Consider the following 17,995-nt stretch of genomic DNA (forward strand, 5'->3'; position numbering starts at 1 on the left):
CGAGCGGAACGACACTTTGCGGCCGTTTTTCACTCTCTGCTCGGACGTATTCGTTCACTTCGCCGGGCCTCCGGCGGGCGGGGGTGCTGCCCTCCCCCGCTGCCGGGCATTGGACGGCCCGGGTGCGGCCCTTTCCTTCCCCGCTTGCCGGGCGCCGACGAACAAGATTCTTCCTCTCCTGCCGCCAACGAAAAAAGAGGTCCCCGCACGTGCGGAGACCTCCGAAGTCATACAGCCGGTCCGGCCCCTATCGGCCGATGGTGAGCACGATGCCTCCCGTCACCCACGCTCCGGGACGGTGTATGCCGCCCATCTCGCAGTAGTCGGTGTCGGTGATGTTCGTTGCGTCGACATAGAGGCGGCAGATGCCCTTCTCCCACGACAGGCGTCCGTCGAGCAGGAAATAGGGGTCGTAGCTGCGCCGCTCCGAGAGGGAGGAGTCGCCCGCAACGGGATAGAAGAGGTAGCTGCCCGCACGGTCGTAGAGCGCTCCGGTGAGCGAGAGCGTGAGGCGGCGCAGGAAGCGCACCTCGACGTTGAGCGCCGCCTTGTGGCGCATGTAGTCCATGGCGTTCTTGGTGACCAGGCGGTTGTCCTGACTGGTGGTGACGTAGGCGTAGAGCAGCGTGGCGCGCCGCAGGAACCCCTCCTCGGAGCGGTAGCCGCCCGAGAGTTCGACCCCGAAGGTCGCAAGGCGGCTGCTCTGCTCGGAGTGCCACTTGCCCCCCATATCCTCGCGCAGCACCCAGTCGATGATGTCGCGCCCGGCGCGGTAGTAGCTCTGCAGCGCGACGTGCCAGCGGGCTCGGGTGTAGTCGGCCCCGAGGCGGTAGGTAATCGCATGCTCGGGCGTGAGGTCGAGGTTGTTGATTTGGGCCGGCGACGAGTAGTAGAGGTCCGTGAAGGTGGGCAGGCGCATCGACTGCGCGATGCCGGCACCCACGTGGAGCCCCTCCGCGGGCCGGTAGTCGGCCGAGACGTTCCACAGCGCCGAGGTGCCGTAGGGCGTCAGGCTCACGCCGCCCGAGGCGGCCGCCTCCCAGCGGTGCCACTGCTTGACGTGGCGCAGCCAGATGTTGCCCACGTGGCGCGCCTTGGCATGGGTGTAGAGGCCGTGGGGACGGTCGAGCGGCTCGCCCAGATTGGTGCTGTAGATGTGGTTGTAGGTGTAGTCGCCCCCGAGCGAGGTGGTACCGGCCGCCCAGCGCAGGTCGCTCCACAGCCGGGCGCCGACGTTGTCCGTGTTGTGGCGGTTGAGCGGCGTGCCGCGCGTCCAGTCGTAGCGGTCGAAGTTTTTGCGGTAGCTGACCGAGCTGCCCAGCTTGAAGCGTCCGAGCGGAACGCTCCAGCGCAGCGAGGCGAGCGCCGTCGAGGTCTGCTCCCACTGGTCGGGGTTGTAGGCCGCATAGAAGCCGTTCGAGCCGAAGGAGCGCTCCTGATAGCCGGCCTGGAACTCGAAGCTGCCGGCCCTCGACGCCTCGTAGGTGGCCCTCAGGAAGGCGTTGTAGTTGGCAAAGTCGGTGTTGTGCATGTAGCCGTCGCTGCGCCGGTAGGAGGCGGCCGTGAAGAGCGTCAGCCGCTCACGGGTGGCTGCCCCCGAGATGTTGCCGTAGGCGTAGCCGTACTGGCCGCCCGCCCCCTCGAAGCGCAGGTAGTCGGGCATGAGCGGCGCCGTGCGGATGTTGACCGCCCCGGCATAGGCGCCTACGCCCGGCACACCCTCCACCAGGTCGATGCCCGATACGCAGTCGATGTCGACGGGCAGCGAGTGGGATTGATGGCCCGTGCGGGCATCCGTGAAGTCGATGCCGTTGAGCATCACCATGGTCTGGTCGAAGGAGCCTCCCCGTACGGAGATGTCCGCCTGGATTCCCTTGCTGCCACGCTCCCGGATGTCGACCGAAGGGGTGAGGCGCAGGGCGTCCTCCAGCGTCTGAAGCGGGGCGGGACCCTGCTCCTTTCGGTCGAAAAGCGTGACTTGCGACACGGCGTTCGGTGTCGGGGCCGCTATGCGCCCCGATATGCCCACCTCGTCGATGGCCATCTCGCGGTAGATGGCAACCGAGTCGGACTGCTGGGCATGGACCGTCTGCGTCGCAAGCAAGAGAATGGACATCCCGACGGCCAGCACTCCGATGGTCACGCAGCGGTGGAGGCTCGCAAAAGCTGCCCAGCTGTTGCGGCTCCAACGGCTCCAGCGACAACTCCTCGGAGTCTTGTTCATCTGGAAATCATTCATCTTGTAACGAATTTGAGTTGGTAGTTGATAAATTGAATAAAAAGCGGCGACCCGGAGCGGGCCCGGCTGTACCGCCTCGCTCCGAATCGCCGCAAAGATACGCTTTTCGGTCGAATCGGCAAGTCGACCGAAAGAAATCCGCAAAAAAGTCCGTCGCTACTCGAACAGCGCCTCGACCGTCGCGATGACCTCGGCGGGGTCGGGGTTGAGCGGGAAGACGTGTGCCGGCTTGAGGTAAGAGAGCTCCTTGCCCTCCTGGAAGTGCTCCTCGCCGCCGCCCGTCACATTGAGCATGACGACCGCATCCTTGGCGATGTGTCCGGCCGCCACCTCCTTGATGAGCGAGGCGAGTGCGATGCCGGCCGCCGAGTAGATGTCGACACCCTCCAGCTCCTTGAAGAGCTGACGCGCCTTGCGCGCCTGGGCGTTGGTCGCCACGAGCATCTCGCCGCCGGTGGCCTTCAGCGCGTCGTAGAGACCGCCCGCAAGGCTGTAGGGGGGACGACGGTTCGAAAGCACCTTGGCGTCGATGATTTCGGCGTCGCGGCGCGCCTTGTCGTCGTCGTAGGGCAGCATCTGTCGCGAGTTGGCCCGCCAGGCGTCGTACATCGGGACGAACGGAGCGTTCTGGGCCACCATCAGCTTCATGAGGTTGCTGCCGAAGCGGCCGTCCTCAATCAGACGCAGGTTGGCCTCCCAGGCGGCAATAGCACCCGTGCCGCTGCCGACGGCCTGGAAGTAGTAGTCGGGAATCCGGCCGATGGTCGTCGTGGCCGAGAGCACGGTCGTCGCCATGCCGTCGCGGCGGGCGATGTTCTTCGCGCCGCCCTCGGCGTAGAACTTGCCGCTCTTGAGCGCCAGATTCGAGAGGTGGATGGCATCGAAGTAGTCGCCGCCCCGCTCGCACGAGATGAGCTTGACGCAGGGGTCGAGCTCGTGTTCGAACCAGAGCGCCCCGATGTTGTCGTAGGGAACCGAGAGCAGCAGCGGAATCCGGTTGTCGGAGCATACCTTGGCGAAGGCGCGGGCCGTGTTGCCGGCCGAGGCGACCACCAGCACCCGCTTCTCGCCCTCGGGAATGCGGGCGCAGACCGAGAAGGCCTCGGTCTCCTTGAACGAGCAGGTCGACATCTTCGCCCCGATGGCGGGATACCAGCCGTTGAAGGTAATCCAGAGATTCTCCAGACCGAGGTGCCGGGCCAGTCCGCGGCTGCGGTAGGTTACGGGTGCCGAGGAGCCCTTGAGCATGCGCCGGACGGGCAGCCAGTCGCAGAACTTGTAGAATCCGTAGGAGTCGGGCTTCACTTCGAGCTGCTTGCGGGCATAACGGGCCCTCACCAGCGAGGGTGTGGGCGACGTATGGTCCTCGAGCGTCCAGCCGTCATCCTCGAATTCGCGTCCGGTGGCCACGCACTCGAGGGTGTAGCGGGTAGGGGTAAATTCTTCCATGTATCTATGTTTGATTAGTTACGACATTCGGTTCTTGAAGTCCTCGTAGCCGAAGCGGCGGATGACGTCGAGTCTGCCGTCGCGCCGTGCGATGGCGATGGCGGGATGGGCCACGCCGTTGAACATCGTGGTCTTGACCATCGTGTAGTGAATCATGTCCTCGAAGACAATCCGCTCGCCCACCTTCAGTTTGTGGTCGAAGGCCCAGTCTCCGTAGTAGTCGCCCGCCAGGCAGCTGTTGCCGCCCATGCGCCAGCGCGCTTCGCCCTCGGCGGGTTCATGGGCGCCGAGGATGGCCGGCTTGTAGGGCATTTCGAGGCAGTCGGGCATGTGGCAGGCGAACGAGACGTTGAGCATCGCCGTACGCACGCCGCCGTTCTCGACGATGTCCTCGACGGTCGAGACCAGATAGCCCGTGCGCCACGTAAAGGCGCTGCCCGGCTCGAGAATCAGCCTCAGGTGGGGATAACGGGCGTGGAAGTCGCGCAGGATGGCAATCAGCTCGTCGCAGTCGTATTCGGCGTGCGTCATCAGATGGCCGCCGCCCATGTTGAGCCACTTGAGCTGCGGCAGCAGCTGGCCGAAGTTCCGCTCGAGCGCTTCGAGCGCCAGACGCAGATGTTCGGGCCGAGATTCGCAGAGGACGTGGAAATGGAGCCCCTCGATGCCGGCCGGCAGCTCGCGCAGCTGCTCGGGCACGATGCCCAGCCGCGACCCGGCCACGCAGGGGTTGTAGAGTGCCGTCTCGACGGGCGAGTAGCGCGGGTTGACGCGCAGGCCGCACGAGATGCCGCGGATGAGCGCCTGCTGTCCGAAGCGCTCGTATTGTGCCACGGAGTTGAAGGTGATGTGGTCGCTGTAGCGGAGAATCTCCTCGATGTTCTCATCCGTGTAGACCGGGGCGTAGGTGTGGGCCGGGCGGCCGTACTCCTCGTAGACGAGCCGCGCTTCGGCGGCAGACGAGGCGGTGGCGCCGTCGGAGTGGCGCGCCAGCTCCGGGAAAATGCTCCACATGGCGCAGGCCTTGAGCGCCACAATGATTTCGGCACCCGACTCGCGGCGCACGCGGTCGATTACCTCCAGGTTGTGGTCCAGCAGCGTCTCGTCCAGGACGTAGCACGGAGAGGGCAGTTTCAGAAAGTCAATCATCGAGCGGTTTTCCAGTAAATTCCAACCAATGTTTCCGTTGCTTTTCGGGGGAAAGCCCATACGGGTCATCGTGTCAACGGAAACGTTCAAAACAGATGCAAAAATAGGAAAATCATTGCGAAAAGCCTACGTTTGCGTTTCGCTTTTTGGAGAAATAGGTATTTATACGTAGCGGCTCTGCCGCATGCGGTCGCACGGCGGAAAGAGCGGGGCTGGCCGCGGGTCCGGTCGGGGGATGAAAACCCGCAAGCGGGTCGGACGGCGTCCCGGCTGCGGCGCGGAAAACTTCTCGGCAGGCCGAGGACGCTCGGCTGTGGCGCGGAAAACTTCTCGGCAGGTCGGGCGCGGAAGCGGCGTTTCAGCGGTACGGGGACCACGGCTGCCGCGCGGAAAATCTGTCGGTAGGGCTCCGGCATTCCGGCCGCAGTGCGAACGATACGGCAGCTGGCCGGACGCTGTTTCGGCGGCGGTGCGGAAAATATGGCGGGAACCGTCACCGTCCCGGCTGCGGGAAACCTGTCGGCGGGGCTCCGGCCCTGTCCGAAGCTCCCGTTGCCCCCCCCCTTCCGGTGATGGCAGCTACTCCGCCTCGGTGAAGGCGATGCCCTGCAGCGCGTCGTCCGAGTAGACGTGCAGGCTGTGGCCCGTCGGACTGAGGCAGGTGATGCGGTGGAGGTGGTTGTCGAAGCGGCCCGGGGTTCCGATGGCAAAGAAGCCTTCGCGGCCGTCAATCATCTGCTCAGCAATGCGTCGTGCGCGGCCGTCGCCCGTCGGTTCGAAGACCTCGACCCGGAAGCGGCCGTCGGCAAAGTGGTAGCCGGCAAAGGCCGGGTGGCCGTGGATGGTCGTCCGGTTACCCTGCTTCCAGCTCATGACGAGCGCCTCCCAGTGGGTGCGGGGGCAGCGGCCCAGATAGCTGCGCACGTAGTTGCGGTCGGAGTATCGGTCGAACGACTCGAGCGGGTGTCTCTCGAGCCACCCCATCACGTAGTTGCGGATGCGCTCCCCCGTTTCGTCGGTCAGCGGTCCGGCGGCAACGGCCAGCAGGCCGTCGAAAAACGGGGCGTAGTCCGTGCGCTCGTCGCACGGTTCATCGTATCGGGTTGCGAGTGTTGCGGTTGTGTCGGGTTGCATGGTTCGGTTCTGTTTCGGTTTCTTCCATGGGCAAAAGTAACGGAATCCTTCCGTGCGGAGGTCAGTAGAAATACCTAAATCCGAAGCCGAGCCGAGCAAAAAACAAAACGGACGGGATGCCGTCCCGTCCGTTTTCCCGGTTGTGCGTCGCGCGCAAGGCCTCAGACCTCGATGTCGACGTCGAACAGCTCGTGCCAGGGAAGGCCCTGGGGACCCAGCTCCGCCAGGAAGGGGTCCGGGTCGAATTCCTCGACGTTGAAGACGCCGGCGCCGCGCCACAGCCCCTTGGCCCACATGGCGGCACCCAGCGCGGCCGGAACACCCGTGGTGAACGACACGGCCTGCGTGCCGGTCTCCTTGTAGGCCTGCTCGTGGTCGCAGTTGTTGTAAATGTAGTAGGTGTGCTCCTTGCCGTCCTTGATGCCCCGGATGCGGCAGCCAATCGAGGTCTGGCCGTGGTAGTTAGCACCCAGCGACTTGGGGTCTGGAAGCACCGCCTTGAGGAACTGAATCGGCACAATCTCGACGCCGTTGTACATAATCGGGTCGATGCGCGCCATGCCGATGTCCTGAATCACGCGCAGGTGCGTCAGGTACTCCTGTCCGAAGGTCATCCAGAAACGGGCGCGCTTGATGGTCGGATAGTTCTTGACGAGCGACTCCAGCTCCTCGTGGTAAATCACATACGACTCACGCTCGCCGATGCCGGGATAGTGCAGCGGACGGTGAATCTCGTGCGGCTCGGTGACGACCCACTCGCCGTTCTCGTAGTAGCGGCCCTTCTGCGTCACCTCGCGGATGTTGATTTCGGGGTTGAAGTTGGTGGCGAATGCCTTGCCGTGGTTGCCGGCGTTGCAGTCCACGATATCGAGGTAGTGAATCTCGTCGAAATGGTGCTTGGCGGCGTAGGCCGTGAAGATGGCCGTAACGCCCGGGTCGAAGCCGCAGCCGAGGATGGCCGTCAAACCGGCCGCCTTGAAGCGGTCCTGGTAGGCCCACTGCCACGAATATTCGAAGTGCGCCTCGTCGCGCGGCTCGTAGTTGGCCGTGTCAAGGTAGTTGCAGCCGCACTCGAGGCAGGCGTCCATAATCGTCAGGTCCTGATAGGGAAGCGCCACGTTGACCACGATGTCGGGCTTGAATGCGCGGAACAGCTCGCACAGTTCGGCCACGTTGTCGGCATCGACCTGGGCCGTCTTCACCCGCTCGCCGCCGATGGCAGCGGCCACGGCGTCGCATTTGGATTTGGTACGGCTGGCCAGCATCACATCCGTAAAGACCGGATTGGCGGCGATTTTCTGGGTAACGACCGTTCCGACGCCTCCGGCGCCGATAATCAGAGCTCTACACATAGTTTATTTTAGAGTTAAGAGTTTTGTTTATTTTCCGGCTAAGTGTTTTTGGCTTTTGCCGGAACAAAAATATCATTTTATTTTGGTAAAACAAAAATAATCTCTACATTTGCACCACCAAATCGGGACGCAGTTCCGTTTGGCCGGAGAATCCGTAGCTCAGCAGGTAGAGCACAACACTTTTAATGTTGGGGTCCTGGGTTCGAGCCCCAGCGGGTTCACCAGAAAAGAGTTGACAGTCAATCGATTGTCGGCTCTTTTTGTTTTCTCTACCCTATCACGATTTCGGGTTTTGAGCCTCAAAAAACGCCCTTTTTCGGGCGCAGGGTACGCATTAGGGTACGCATTGAGCCTGTCCGTCCTCCGACTGCTAACACGCAATCAAATGACATTCAAGGTTATATGCCGAAAGAACATCATTTATAGGGATTCCACCTCTCCCCTATGCCTCCTCTTCTTTCAGGGAAAGCGCAAAAAGAGTATCGGGTTGGGTGTCTCCGTAGCTCCAGCACATTGGGATGCAGAGGCGCAAAAGGTGACCGATGACTGCCCCGACAGGGACAATATCCAGTTCAAGATAACAGCCAAAATCAAGGAGTATGAGAAGCGAATCCAGCGTCTGGAAATCATGGAGCTCCCCGTCACGTTTGAGAATCTATTCGAGCAAAACGGCAAGCGGGTTAACTGTACAGTTGGCGACTATCTGAAGCAGATAATCGAACGGTTGGAAGCGCTCGGCAAATACGCGTCGGCCAGCAAGCATCGGGTGCTGTGTTCTCATCTGTCTCGATTCCGTTCTCTCAATATCCGTTTCGATGAGATTGACCATACCTTCTTGCGGGATTTCGAACTGTTCCTGCGGAAGAACGACAATGCAAGCAACAGCATAGCCACAAAATTCGCCATATTCAAGGCCGCCTACAACAAGGCTCTTGCCGATGGCATCTTTATCCAAAAGGTCAATCCGTTTGCCAAGTACAAGGTCGGCAGTTTATGGACACGGACAAGAAAGCGTGCCATCACGAAAGGAGACATCCAGAAATTGATGGCATTGGAAATCGAGCCAAGCCACAAAACTGAATACACCCTATTTGCAAAGGACATCTTCCTGTTCTCCTACTTTACGGCAGGCATCAACTTTACGGATATGGCCACCCTGCGCTATGGGGATATTGTAGACGGAAGAATCTACTACTCCCGACACAAGACCCAGAAGCTGCTATCCTTCCATCTGGTACCGAACGCCTTGCAGATTATCGGGAAATACAGCAGGGACAACCACACACAAGAAGATTATATCTTCCCAATTCTCGACCGTACGGAACACAAGACCGCACAGCAGATTTTCAACCGCATCCATAAGGTGCTGGCAAAGATCAATCGGGAATTGAAAGTGCTGGGAAAACTGATCGGATTGGAGGTTCCATTGACGACCTACGTTGCCCGCCATACATATGCAACCGTCCTGAAACGGTCAGGGGTAAGCGTGGCTCTGATTTCCGAATCGTTGGGACACTCCGACCTTTCGACCACGCAAATCTACCTTGATTCATTCGAGAACGCGCAAATCGACGAAGCCATGCAGCATCTGCTGTAAGAATCGGGAGGTCGGCGGCCCTGTTGGTAACCGACCTCCTTTCTTCGTATACTGTATGCCGGCAACTCCGCCGACGTTGGGCTCGAGTGTGTTTAGCAGTACTTCGGTTGCATCCATCCATGTCCCGCAGGCTTCGGTCGAGGCCTACAAATCAGCGGACGGGTGGAGCAGCTATGCCGCGCAGATTGTCGGTTACGACTTTTAGCTGAAACCGGTTGTCGCATCATCCTTCGAACGGCAGGCTCTGCAGCGGGTTACTCCCTGCGGGGCCTGCTTCTTTTTATATCCCGGCTGCTTGGCTGTCCGCAACCCCTCTTCGTGCGAAATTCGCTCCGCAGACCTTACGCCGCACAACCGACCGCACTCCCCTACCCGCACGTCCCGCTTTGCGGGCAAAAAAACGGACGGCAGTGCGACTGCCGTCCGCGTCCAACGGATTTTCGGACGAGGCCGTTATTCGAGCGGCGTCCAGCTGTAGAAGTAGTTCTCGACGTAGTCGGCTGCCGACTTAATCTCCTTCGTCACACAGTTCTTCTCGTCAAACTCGTAGGTGAGCGTCGACGGGGTGTCCGAATAGTCCCAGCCGTTGCTCTCACACAGATACTTGGTCGGCTTGCCGAAGAAGCCCAGCTCCTGAAGCCAGCGGCCGGCGCCCTTCTCAACGTAGATGTTGTGGATGCCTGCAACATTCTTCATGTTCGAGTAGATGTGCTCCTTCCAGCACTCCTCGGCTACACCGTCTTCGTTGCGGTCCTCGAATTTCGACCACTTGGTGATACATCCGTCCTCGATTACGGCATTGGCGCATACCTCACCGTTCTTCTTAACCTGCGTCACATAGCCGTTGTTGTCGTACGTGTAGGTGAACGTATCCCATTCGTCCTTGTACTCCGAAGCATATCCGTTGGCACCGAGCGTGATGGTGAAGGCCGAATAACCTGTGGCCTCAATCTTGTCACCCGAGTAGGTGAAGTCCCATTCGCGCTCGCCGTTGTTGCGGCTTACCTTGATTACCTTGCCCTCGGCGTCGAACGTGTAGGCGTAGGTGTCCCAGTCGTCGGCCCAGGTGGCGATGCGTACGTTGGCCGTGTTGCCGCCGCCGTTGCCGCCGCCGTTGTCGTCGCTCTTCGAGCAGGAGGTGTTGCAGGCAGCCACCATGGCGACTGCCGCCAGAATTCCAAAAATCTTTTTCATATCAGTCGTTTTTTGTTGGTTGAACATAATTTCGTTTTTCAGCGCTCCTCCGGCATCAGTTTCCGGCGGCAACAATCAGGGCAAGGCCTCCGATGAAGAGGAGGAACATGAGAGCCAGCAGACGGTTGACTGACTTCGGCGCACCTTTGAATTCACGCCAGATGAAGACGCCCCAGATGGCGGCAATCATCGGCGCACCCTGTCCGAGGGCATACGAGACGGCCGGGCCGGCCTCCCCCGAGGCGATGTAGCTGAACGCCGTGCCGAGGCACCAGATGGCGCCGCCCAGACAGCCCGTCAGGTGCGTGGAGAGCGAGCCGCGGAAGTACTCCGCATAGCGGACGCGCTCGCCGACGAAGGGATAGCGCATGACCAGCGTGTTGAAGAGGAAGTTGCTGGCCAGAACGCCCAGCGAGAAGATGAAGATGGCCGAATAGGGGGTGAGCATGCCCGGAGCCGGAGTCTCGAAGTTGCTGATGTCCATACCCTTGACCACGAAGCGGTAGAAGAGCGACATCAGCACGCCGGCCAGCACGGCCAGCATCAGGCCCTTGCGGTTGTTGACCGCCGCGTCCGAGCCGCTCTGCTGCTTGCCCGAGGCGATGCCGTTGCAGATGATGGCCACCACAATCATCGCCACGCCGAGGAAGAGCATGACGGGATTGCCCGACGGTGCGCCGAGGTAGTTGACGATGACGCCCAGCACCAGGGCGATGCCCACGCCGAGCGGGAAGGCCACCGAGAGTCCGGCGAGCGATACCGAGGCCGAGAGCAGAATGTTCGAGGCGTTGAAGATGACGCCGCCGAGCAGCACCCAGCCGATGCTCTTGCCGGCCGCCTGCGCCAGGTCCGTGACGAAGGGACGGCCCCCGTCGCCGAAGCTGCCCATGGTGAAGCCCAGCAGTGCGGCGAAGAGCACCATGCCGATTACATAATCCCAATAGAAGAGCTCGTAGCGCCAGCTCTTCGACGCCAGCTTCTGGGTGTTGCCCCACGAGCCCCAGCAGAGCATCGTGACGAAGCAGAACACCACGGCCAGAAAATAGTTGTCTACGATAAACATGGTTGTGAGTTTTTAGGTTTCATTCGGTTCAGTTACGGATGCGGTCCATCAGATTGCTCTTCGAGGCCTGGAAGCCGCCCATTGCGGCATCGGCACCGCTCTGTCCGTTGCGCACACGGTAGTCGTAGGGTACGCCGTCGGCCTTGCAGCGCTCGTAGAGCTCGCCCGCCTCGACGTAGTGTTCGCCCCCGTCGGTGGTGTCGATGTAGTAGTAGGTTCCGGAGCAGGGGGCCGTCGCCTCGACATCCACCTCTCCGTCGAAGAGGTAGAGGGCCGCCAGACGTGCCTCCTCCCCTGCCGCATAGCGGTAGAGCAGACCGGCACCCGAGCCCAGCCCGGCGCCGAAGTGGCGGTCGGCATCCTCGGCGATGGCATACTTTGCGTCGATGGCCTGCGCCAGCGTGGCGAAGTCGCTGCCAGCCTGCGCGGAGGGGATGCAGACGACGATGAAGGGCTTGGTGTTAACCGCGACGTTCCACAGATTCATCATGCGGTGCAGGTCGTCCTTGGTGAGTCCGTCGTGGAGCAGGTAGACGACCGAATTGCTCTTCGACTTGTCGTACCCGGCCGAGGGATAGGCCACGACCTCCGCCCCGCCGACCGTCTCGCTCAGCTCGACACCCGCATAGGAGGGGTCGGTCGCGATGTTCTGGCCGTCGGGCCACGTGCCGCCGTTGAAGCAGCACTCGATGTAGTCGAGCCCTTCGCGCATGGCGTCGTGCCAGTAGTCCGAGGTGTGGGCGCCGTTGCGTACGCGGTACTCGTGGGCGATGCCCAGCTCGCGCAGCTGGCGGTGGAGCCGGTCGTTGGCGATGAGCAGCTGCTCCTCGTCGTCACCACAGTCGAAGTAGTAGTGCAGGTCGGCGAACGACGCCGCGCTCTGCTCGTTGAAGAAGTAGAAGGGGCAGTACTCCTTGTAGTACTCCGTCAGACGGCCTTCGCCCGCGAGGCCGACGCCGCCGAAGATGCTCCCCCACTGTCCGTCCCAGCCGCTCTGCGGCTCGGCCATGTACTGCTCGTCGGTGCGGAACGACATGCTCAGCGGAATCGAGACCGAGAAGAGCTCGGCATGCTTCGAGGGGAGAATCATCGCCCCGAAGCCGCCCATCGAGTAGCCCGCCACGGCGCGCGAGGAGCGGTCGGCTCGGGTGCGGTAGGTGCGGTCGATGTAGGGCACGAGCTCCTCGGTGAACATGTCCATGTAGTTGAAGCTGCCGTCGTAGCGGTTCACGTAGTAGCTGTTGAAGCCCTGGGGCATGACGTAAATCATCGGCGTAATCTCACCGGCAGCCTCCTTGCTGTCGATGAGCGTGGTGATGTGGAGCCACTGGTCGTTCCACGCACCCCAGTTGTCGCCGAAGCCGTGCAGCAGGTAGACCACGCCGTAGCGCTTGTCGGTAGCCGTCGTATAGTCGGCGGGCAGATAAATCGAATAGTGAATCGTCTCGCCGAGGATGTCGCTGTACATTGTCAGGTCGGTCGTGTAGCGTTCGAACCGGGAGGGCGGCGTTTCAGGCAGCGACCGCTCCTTGTCGCACGACGTGTTGGCCGACGAGAGCATCAGCGTGAGAAGTGCCAGTAACTTAATCATGACTGTACTGTCTTGTAGCTTTAACATTGTCCGTTACTTTTTAGCCGAATAGACCACCATCTCCTTGGCCTCGATGACATAGTTCGGGTCGGGGTTCGTCCACTTGAGGTTCAGGGTGTGGGGACCGTCCACCGGCAGTTCATAGGTGTAGAAGATGTCGTACTTGCGCTTGATGTAGTCGTAGGGCATCTCGATGTTCTCCACCATCTTGCCGTCGATGGAGGCCTCGATGCGGGCCACGTAGCCGTCGTCGCCGCCGAGGCCCAGGCGGCGCACCTGCCCCATTACGACGACGCTGTTGCCCGTGAAGCGGAGCGTCGCCTCGTCCGTGATGTCGAGCTTCAGCACGCGGCGCTCGGTCGGCTCCACCGTTGCGAAGGACTCCTCGTAGGGAAGCTCCTCGGGGCGCTGGAGCACGATGCGGTAGACACCATCCTCGACGCTGCCTCCCTCACGTCCAATCATCTGCGTCAGCAAATCGAGGTTGATGTCGTAAATCTTGTTAAGCGAGATGGAGGTGTAGGGGAAGTCGATGTCGACGACCTTCTCCATGGCGGGCTTCCACTTGTCGGGAATCGCGTCATAGCCCTTCATCACGCCGAGAATGCCGGCCGCCGATGCGGGGTTGCAGTCCGAATCCTGGCCGCAGCGCGTGGCCACGTCCATTGTCCGCTCGAAATCGCCGTTGCCGTAGAGCAGACCCATCACGACGTAGGCCGAATTGATGGTGGCGTCGATGTTGAATCCGTTGAAGACACCCTCGGGGCACCCCTTCTCATAGGCGTAGCGGCGCTCGATTTCGAGCCAGCAGCGGCGCCAGTCGTCGGGGAACTCCTCGTGGAAGCGGATGACGTCCTCGATGCAGCGGCGGTACTTGCTCTGGGGCGGAATCGTCCGCAGCGCCTCGCGCACGATGGTCGGGATGTCGTCGCAGACGAAGGCCAGCGAGTAGAGCGCACCGATGTAGATGCCGCCGTAGAAGCCGTCGCCGTAGTTCATGATGTGGCCGATGCGGTCGCCGATTTCCGAGGCGGCGTTGGGCATTCCGGGGCAAATCATGCCGATGAAGTCGGCCTCAATCTGGAAGTCGATGTCGTCGGCGTGGGGGTTGTTGTGCCAGTGGCCCGAGGCGGGCGGCATGATGCCGTGGAGGATGTTGTAGCGCGCCGCCTGGTTGGCATGCCAAAGCTTGTAGTCGGCATTGGCAAAGGCACGGGCGTAGACCTCGGCCGGAGCGTCGATGCCGTAGCGCTGCATTACCTCGACGAACGTGAGGTCCATGTAGACGTCGTCGTAGAGGCCCGGGTCGTCGCGGAAGGTGTCGTAGGCATAGTCGTCGTACCAGACGATGGGCGCCTCGTCGCTGATGAGCGCCCCCTTGTACTTGAATTCGGTGGGGCCGCCGTAGGTGCAGCCGATGGTCTGGCCGGCCCACCCTCCGCGAATCTTGTCGCGGAGGGTCGCCTCGTCGATTTCGAAGGTCGAGCCGTAGTCAATCGACGGAGCGGTCGGGGTGCAGGCCGTAGCCGCCGTAAGTGCGGTGAGCAGTATGAGCGTTTTGTTCATTGCAGCTTCAGTTTCAGTTGTGGTAGTATGGGTCGGTCGAGGGGGTCGACGAGTAGTACATGATGTCGTTGATGCGCAGCAGGTACTCCTTGTCGGGGTTGAGCCACTTGAGGCGGACGGTGTGGTGTCCCTCCTCGAGGCCGTATTTCCAGGCCGGCTCGAGCTTGCGGTCGGTGTTCTTCATCGGGAGACGCGACACCTGGTCGAGCTTGCCGTCAATCCACACCTCGAACTCGGCCACGTAGGGGTCGTCGGGCTCTGCCAGAGCGAAGACCTCCGAGCCGATGTGACGCGTCGACACGCGGTTGACGTAGTCGGGCGTGATGCTGCGCAGGCAGACCATGTTGCCCCAGATGACGAAGCCGTTGCCCTTGAAGTCGAACTCGTACTCGCCGTCGACGAAGCAGTCCTTGCGGTCACGGTAGAGCGGATAGGTGTCGGTGAAGTTCTGCTCGAGCGGCAGCACCCCGGCATCACGCACGGGGATGGTCACCTGCCCGTCGGCCACCTTGCCTCCGGCGCGGCGCACCATCTCGAGCGCCTGCCTGAAGCTCATCGAATAGGCCTTTTCGAGCGAGACGTCGGTGCCGCTGAAGTTGAGCGACTCGATTTCGCTCAGCGGCGCACGCCAGAACTCCGGGATGTTCGAATAGCCCTTCATCACGCCCAGCACGCCGGCGACGGTTGCCGGGTTGCAGTCCGAATCCTGCCCGCAGCGCGTGGCGATTTCCATCGACCGGGCGAAGTCGCCCCCGCCGTAGAGCAGGCCGATGGCCACGTAGGCGGCGTTGATTTTGGCGTCGATGTTGAAGCTCAGGAAGACACCCTTGGGGCAGCCCACGTCGCGGTTCCAGCGCTTGTGCATCTCGAACCAGCACTGCTGCCAGTCGTCGGGATACTCGCGGTAGAGACGGCGCACCTCGTCGACGCACTGATAGAAGGTGCTCTGGTGCGGGATGGGCTCGAGCGCCATGTCGAGCACCTCGGCCGGGTCGTTGCTTATGAAGGCCGCGGCGTAGAGCCCCGCCACGAAGGCGCCGCCGTAGAAGCCGTCGCCGCTGTTCATGATGTGGCCCACGCGCGAGGCGATGTCGAGCGCCTCGGGCATCAGCCCGGGGGCCATCAGTCCGATGAAGTCGGCCTCAATCTGGAAGTCGAGGTCGTCGGCGTGGGGGTTGTTGACCCAGTTGCCCGAGGCCGGCGGCATGATGCCGTTGCGGATGTTGTAGCGTCCCGCCTGGTTGGCGTGTGCCAGATGGTACTCGGCAAAGGCGAAGCGGCGCGCCAGCGTCTCGGTCGTGCAGTCGAGTCCCTCCTGCTCGAAGGTCTCGACGAAGGTCAGGTCGTTGTAGATGTCGTCGAAGAGTCCCGGCTTCTTGTCCCACCAGTACTTGACGTAGTGCTCCGACCAGGGGATGGGCTGGTAGTCCTGGATGGTCGTACCGGTGAACTTGAATTCGGTCGGGGCGCCGAAGACGACGCCGATGGTCTGGCCGGCCCAGCCGCCGCGAATCTTGTCGTAGAGCTCCTGCTCCGAGAGCGTGACCTCGACGGCGCGCTGCGGTGCGCTGCAGGCGGCAAGCGAGAGGGCCAGCGCCAGAATGGGAAATATGCGTTTTGTCATTGCTTGCTATTGCTTTTCGTAAACACTCAGTTCGGTGATGGAGATGAAGCTCGAGCAACCCTTCGTGGGCTTGTTCCAGTGCTCCTGCACCTTGCAGTCGAGCAGCATGCGGATGGCGGTGGTCTTCACCGGCTCGAACTCGAAGAGGTACTCGACGAAGTGGGGCTGGATGAAGACATCGTCGCTCTCGGGCAGCTCGGGCGTCGAGCGGAACTTGCCCACGTCGTACCAGCGTCCGTCCTCGCCGCGGTACTGGATGGCAACCGACGAGAACCAGCCGCCGAACTCCTCGAGGCAGCCCGTATGGAAGGCCAGCATGTCAATCGTGCGCGGCTCCTTCCACTCGTAGCCGAACCAGTCGATTTTCGGCAGGTCGGCATGTGCGGCCAGCGAATAGAAGACCGAACCCTCGCCGTTGAGCCGTCCGTCGCGGATGACATCGACGCTGTGGGCGTACATCGGCTTGCCGAAGGTAATCCAGCACTTGTAGAGCGCCTCCTCGTTCATCGTGCGGATGTTCGTGAGGATGCTGTCGGCCTCGGGGGCGATGTTCTTCGTGCGCACGAGCAGCTCGAAGTGCTTGGTCAGCGTCTTCTTTCCGTCGCTCAGCGTGAGGGTGACGGGATAGCGGCCCGCACGCTGCGGCGTACCCGTGATGCGGCCGTTGTCGAATGCGACGCCCTCGGGCAGCGCACCCTCGGTGAGCGTCCAGGTGTAGTCGCGGTTGGCGGCGCAGCTGAAGCTGTAGTCCACCGGGCAGCCCACCTCCATGCGGGGCATCGGGCCGACGCAGAATTCGAGCGGAGCCTTGAACTCGGCCTTCGGGTTGATGACCAGATACCTCTTGCCGCCGCGCTCCACCACGCGGCCGCCCTTCTCGCAGACGAGCTTGACGGCCATATCCACCGTGCGGTCAATCATGTCGTCAATCGATGCGTCGGGCATGTCGTAGCGCGTGATGTTGATGTAGCGGTCGTTGAAGGGCTTGGTCCACCCCTCGAAGGGCATCAGCAGCTGGTCGGGCAGCGAGGCGCCGCCGTTGATGACACCCAGGATGCCGCCCACGGTCGCCGTCTGGTTGTCGGCGTCGAAGCCCATGGCGCAGCCCAGGTCCATCGTGCGCTGCAGGTCACCCTTGCCATAGAGCAGCGTCAGGATGCCGCACGCGCCGTTGAGATTGGCGTTCCAGATGGTCCGCGTCATCTCGGGCTCCTGCTCGTAGTAGGCCTCGGCCATCTCGGCGCGTGCCTTCTGCCAGTCGTTGGGATACTTCTTGTAGAGCTCGTACATGTGGCGCACGGTGGCTGCATAGCGGTCGTCGGCCGGGAGGTACTTCAGCGCGTCGAGCACCAGCTTCTCGATGTTGCTCTCGAAGAAGGCCTCGGCATACATCGCACCGTAGTGAATCGTCGGCGAGATGGCCCAGCCGTCGCTGGTGATGCGGGCCGCCCAGGCCGACTTGCCGGCCGCATAGCGGACCATGCCGGGGGCGGTGTAGCTCCAGATTTCGTTGATGAGCTGGGGGTCAATCTGATACCAGTGGGGATTCGACTCCATGCTGCCCGTGAAGGGGGGCGTATATCCGTAGTGCATCAGCCCCAGCGCGGCACGGTTGGCCAGCCACACGCGGTCGCGGATGTGGTACATCCACCCTTCGCGCATCTGGGCGTAGGTCGGTTCGGTGCCGTACTTCTCCATGAGCATCAGATAGAGGTACTCGACGTCGGTATCGTCGTCCGAGAAGGCGCCGTCGTACTGCTCCATCTTCGCCAGACTCTTGGAGTATCCATAGGGGAAGTCGGCCTCGTTACCCTCCTTCTCGATGAACTTGTTCTCGAAGGGCAGGCCATACATGTTGCCCACCATCTGGCCGAGCCATGCACCGGCAATCTTGTCGCGCAGTTCGTCGAGCGCAATGCGCTTCTGCTGCGCCGCCGCCGTACACAGTGCCATGCAGGCAAGCAACGTCACTACAATCTTTTTCTTCATTTTCTGTTATCGGTTGGGTTTAATCGGTTCATTGTGCTGCGGCCGCTC

12 protein-coding genes and 1 tRNA gene are annotated in these 17,995 nt (G+C 61.7%); 2 read left to right on the forward strand and 11 right to left on the reverse strand.

Annotated elements, in window-relative coordinates:
- Positions 1-247: 247 nt before the first annotated feature.
- From B5F90_RS01555 to B5F90_RS01575, 5 genes are all read right to left on the reverse strand, one after another.
- The gene (locus tag B5F90_RS01555; RefSeq protein WP_087360402.1) at positions 248-2,239 is read right to left on the reverse strand and encodes a TonB-dependent receptor; all 1,992 of its coding nucleotides are present in this window, start codon (positions 2,237-2,239) and stop codon (positions 248-250) included.
- 156 nt (positions 2,240-2,395) lie between these two features.
- Positions 2,396-3,688 carry a cysteate synthase gene (locus tag B5F90_RS01560; protein ID WP_087360405.1) on the reverse strand — a complete coding sequence of 431 codons (1,293 nt, stop codon included), beginning with the start codon at positions 3,686-3,688 and terminating at the stop codon, positions 2,396-2,398.
- 18 nt (positions 3,689-3,706) lie between these two features.
- The gene (nspC, locus tag B5F90_RS01565; protein WP_087360408.1) at positions 3,707-4,837 is read right to left on the reverse strand and encodes a carboxynorspermidine decarboxylase; all 1,131 of its coding nucleotides are present in this window, start codon (positions 4,835-4,837) and stop codon (positions 3,707-3,709) included.
- Positions 4,838-5,416: 579 nt separating this feature from the next.
- Complete coding sequence (locus B5F90_RS01570; RefSeq protein ID WP_087360411.1) at positions 5,417-5,971, reverse strand: cysteine dioxygenase; 555 nt, start codon at positions 5,969-5,971, stop codon at positions 5,417-5,419.
- A gap of 161 nt (positions 5,972-6,132) precedes the next feature.
- Entirely contained in the window at positions 6,133-7,323 is a 1,191-nt protein-coding gene (locus B5F90_RS01575; protein ID WP_087360414.1) for a saccharopine dehydrogenase family protein, read from the reverse strand.
- A gap of 148 nt (positions 7,324-7,471) precedes the next feature.
- Here B5F90_RS01575 and B5F90_RS01580 point away from each other — a divergent pair.
- Positions 7,472-7,547: transfer RNA gene (locus B5F90_RS01580), tRNA-Lys, on the forward strand.
- 161 nt (positions 7,548-7,708) lie between these two features.
- Positions 7,709-8,920 carry a site-specific integrase gene (locus B5F90_RS01585; RefSeq protein WP_087360659.1) on the forward strand — a complete coding sequence of 404 codons (1,212 nt, stop codon included), beginning with the start codon at positions 7,709-7,711 and terminating at the stop codon, positions 8,918-8,920.
- Positions 8,921-9,373: 453 nt separating this feature from the next.
- Here B5F90_RS01585 and B5F90_RS01590 read toward each other — a convergent pair whose 3' ends face one another.
- The 6 genes from B5F90_RS01590 to B5F90_RS01615 are packed head-to-tail and all read right to left on the reverse strand — an operon-like array spanning position 9,374 to position 17,947.
- On the reverse strand, positions 9,374-10,114 hold the full coding sequence (locus B5F90_RS01590) for a DUF4595 domain-containing protein (protein WP_162607734.1): 741 nt from the start codon (positions 10,112-10,114) through the stop codon (positions 9,374-9,376).
- Positions 10,115-10,169: 55 nt separating this feature from the next.
- Positions 10,170-11,177 carry a GRP family sugar transporter gene (locus tag B5F90_RS01595; RefSeq protein ID WP_087360420.1) on the reverse strand — a complete coding sequence of 336 codons (1,008 nt, stop codon included), beginning with the start codon at positions 11,175-11,177 and terminating at the stop codon, positions 10,170-10,172.
- Between the two features lie 28 nt (positions 11,178-11,205).
- The gene (locus tag B5F90_RS01600) at positions 11,206-12,768 is read right to left on the reverse strand and encodes an alpha/beta hydrolase-fold protein (protein ID WP_162607735.1); all 1,563 of its coding nucleotides are present in this window, start codon (positions 12,766-12,768) and stop codon (positions 11,206-11,208) included.
- A gap of 33 nt (positions 12,769-12,801) precedes the next feature.
- Positions 12,802-14,334, reverse strand: coding sequence for an ADP-ribosylglycohydrolase family protein (locus B5F90_RS01605; RefSeq protein ID WP_087360426.1), 1,533 nt, complete (start codon positions 14,332-14,334; stop codon positions 12,802-12,804).
- Positions 14,335-14,347: 13 nt separating this feature from the next.
- Positions 14,348-15,958, reverse strand: coding sequence for an ADP-ribosylglycohydrolase family protein (locus B5F90_RS01610; RefSeq protein ID WP_087360428.1), 1,611 nt, complete (start codon positions 15,956-15,958; stop codon positions 14,348-14,350).
- A gap of 6 nt (positions 15,959-15,964) precedes the next feature.
- On the reverse strand, positions 15,965-17,947 hold the full coding sequence (locus tag B5F90_RS01615) for an ADP-ribosylglycohydrolase family protein (protein ID WP_087360431.1): 1,983 nt from the start codon (positions 17,945-17,947) through the stop codon (positions 15,965-15,967).
- Between the last annotated feature and the right edge of the window lie 48 nt (positions 17,948-17,995).

The sequence above is a fragment of the Alistipes sp. An31A genome (assembly GCF_002159425.1).
Classification (GTDB): Bacteria; Bacteroidota; Bacteroidia; order Bacteroidales; family Rikenellaceae; genus Alistipes; species Alistipes excrementigallinarum.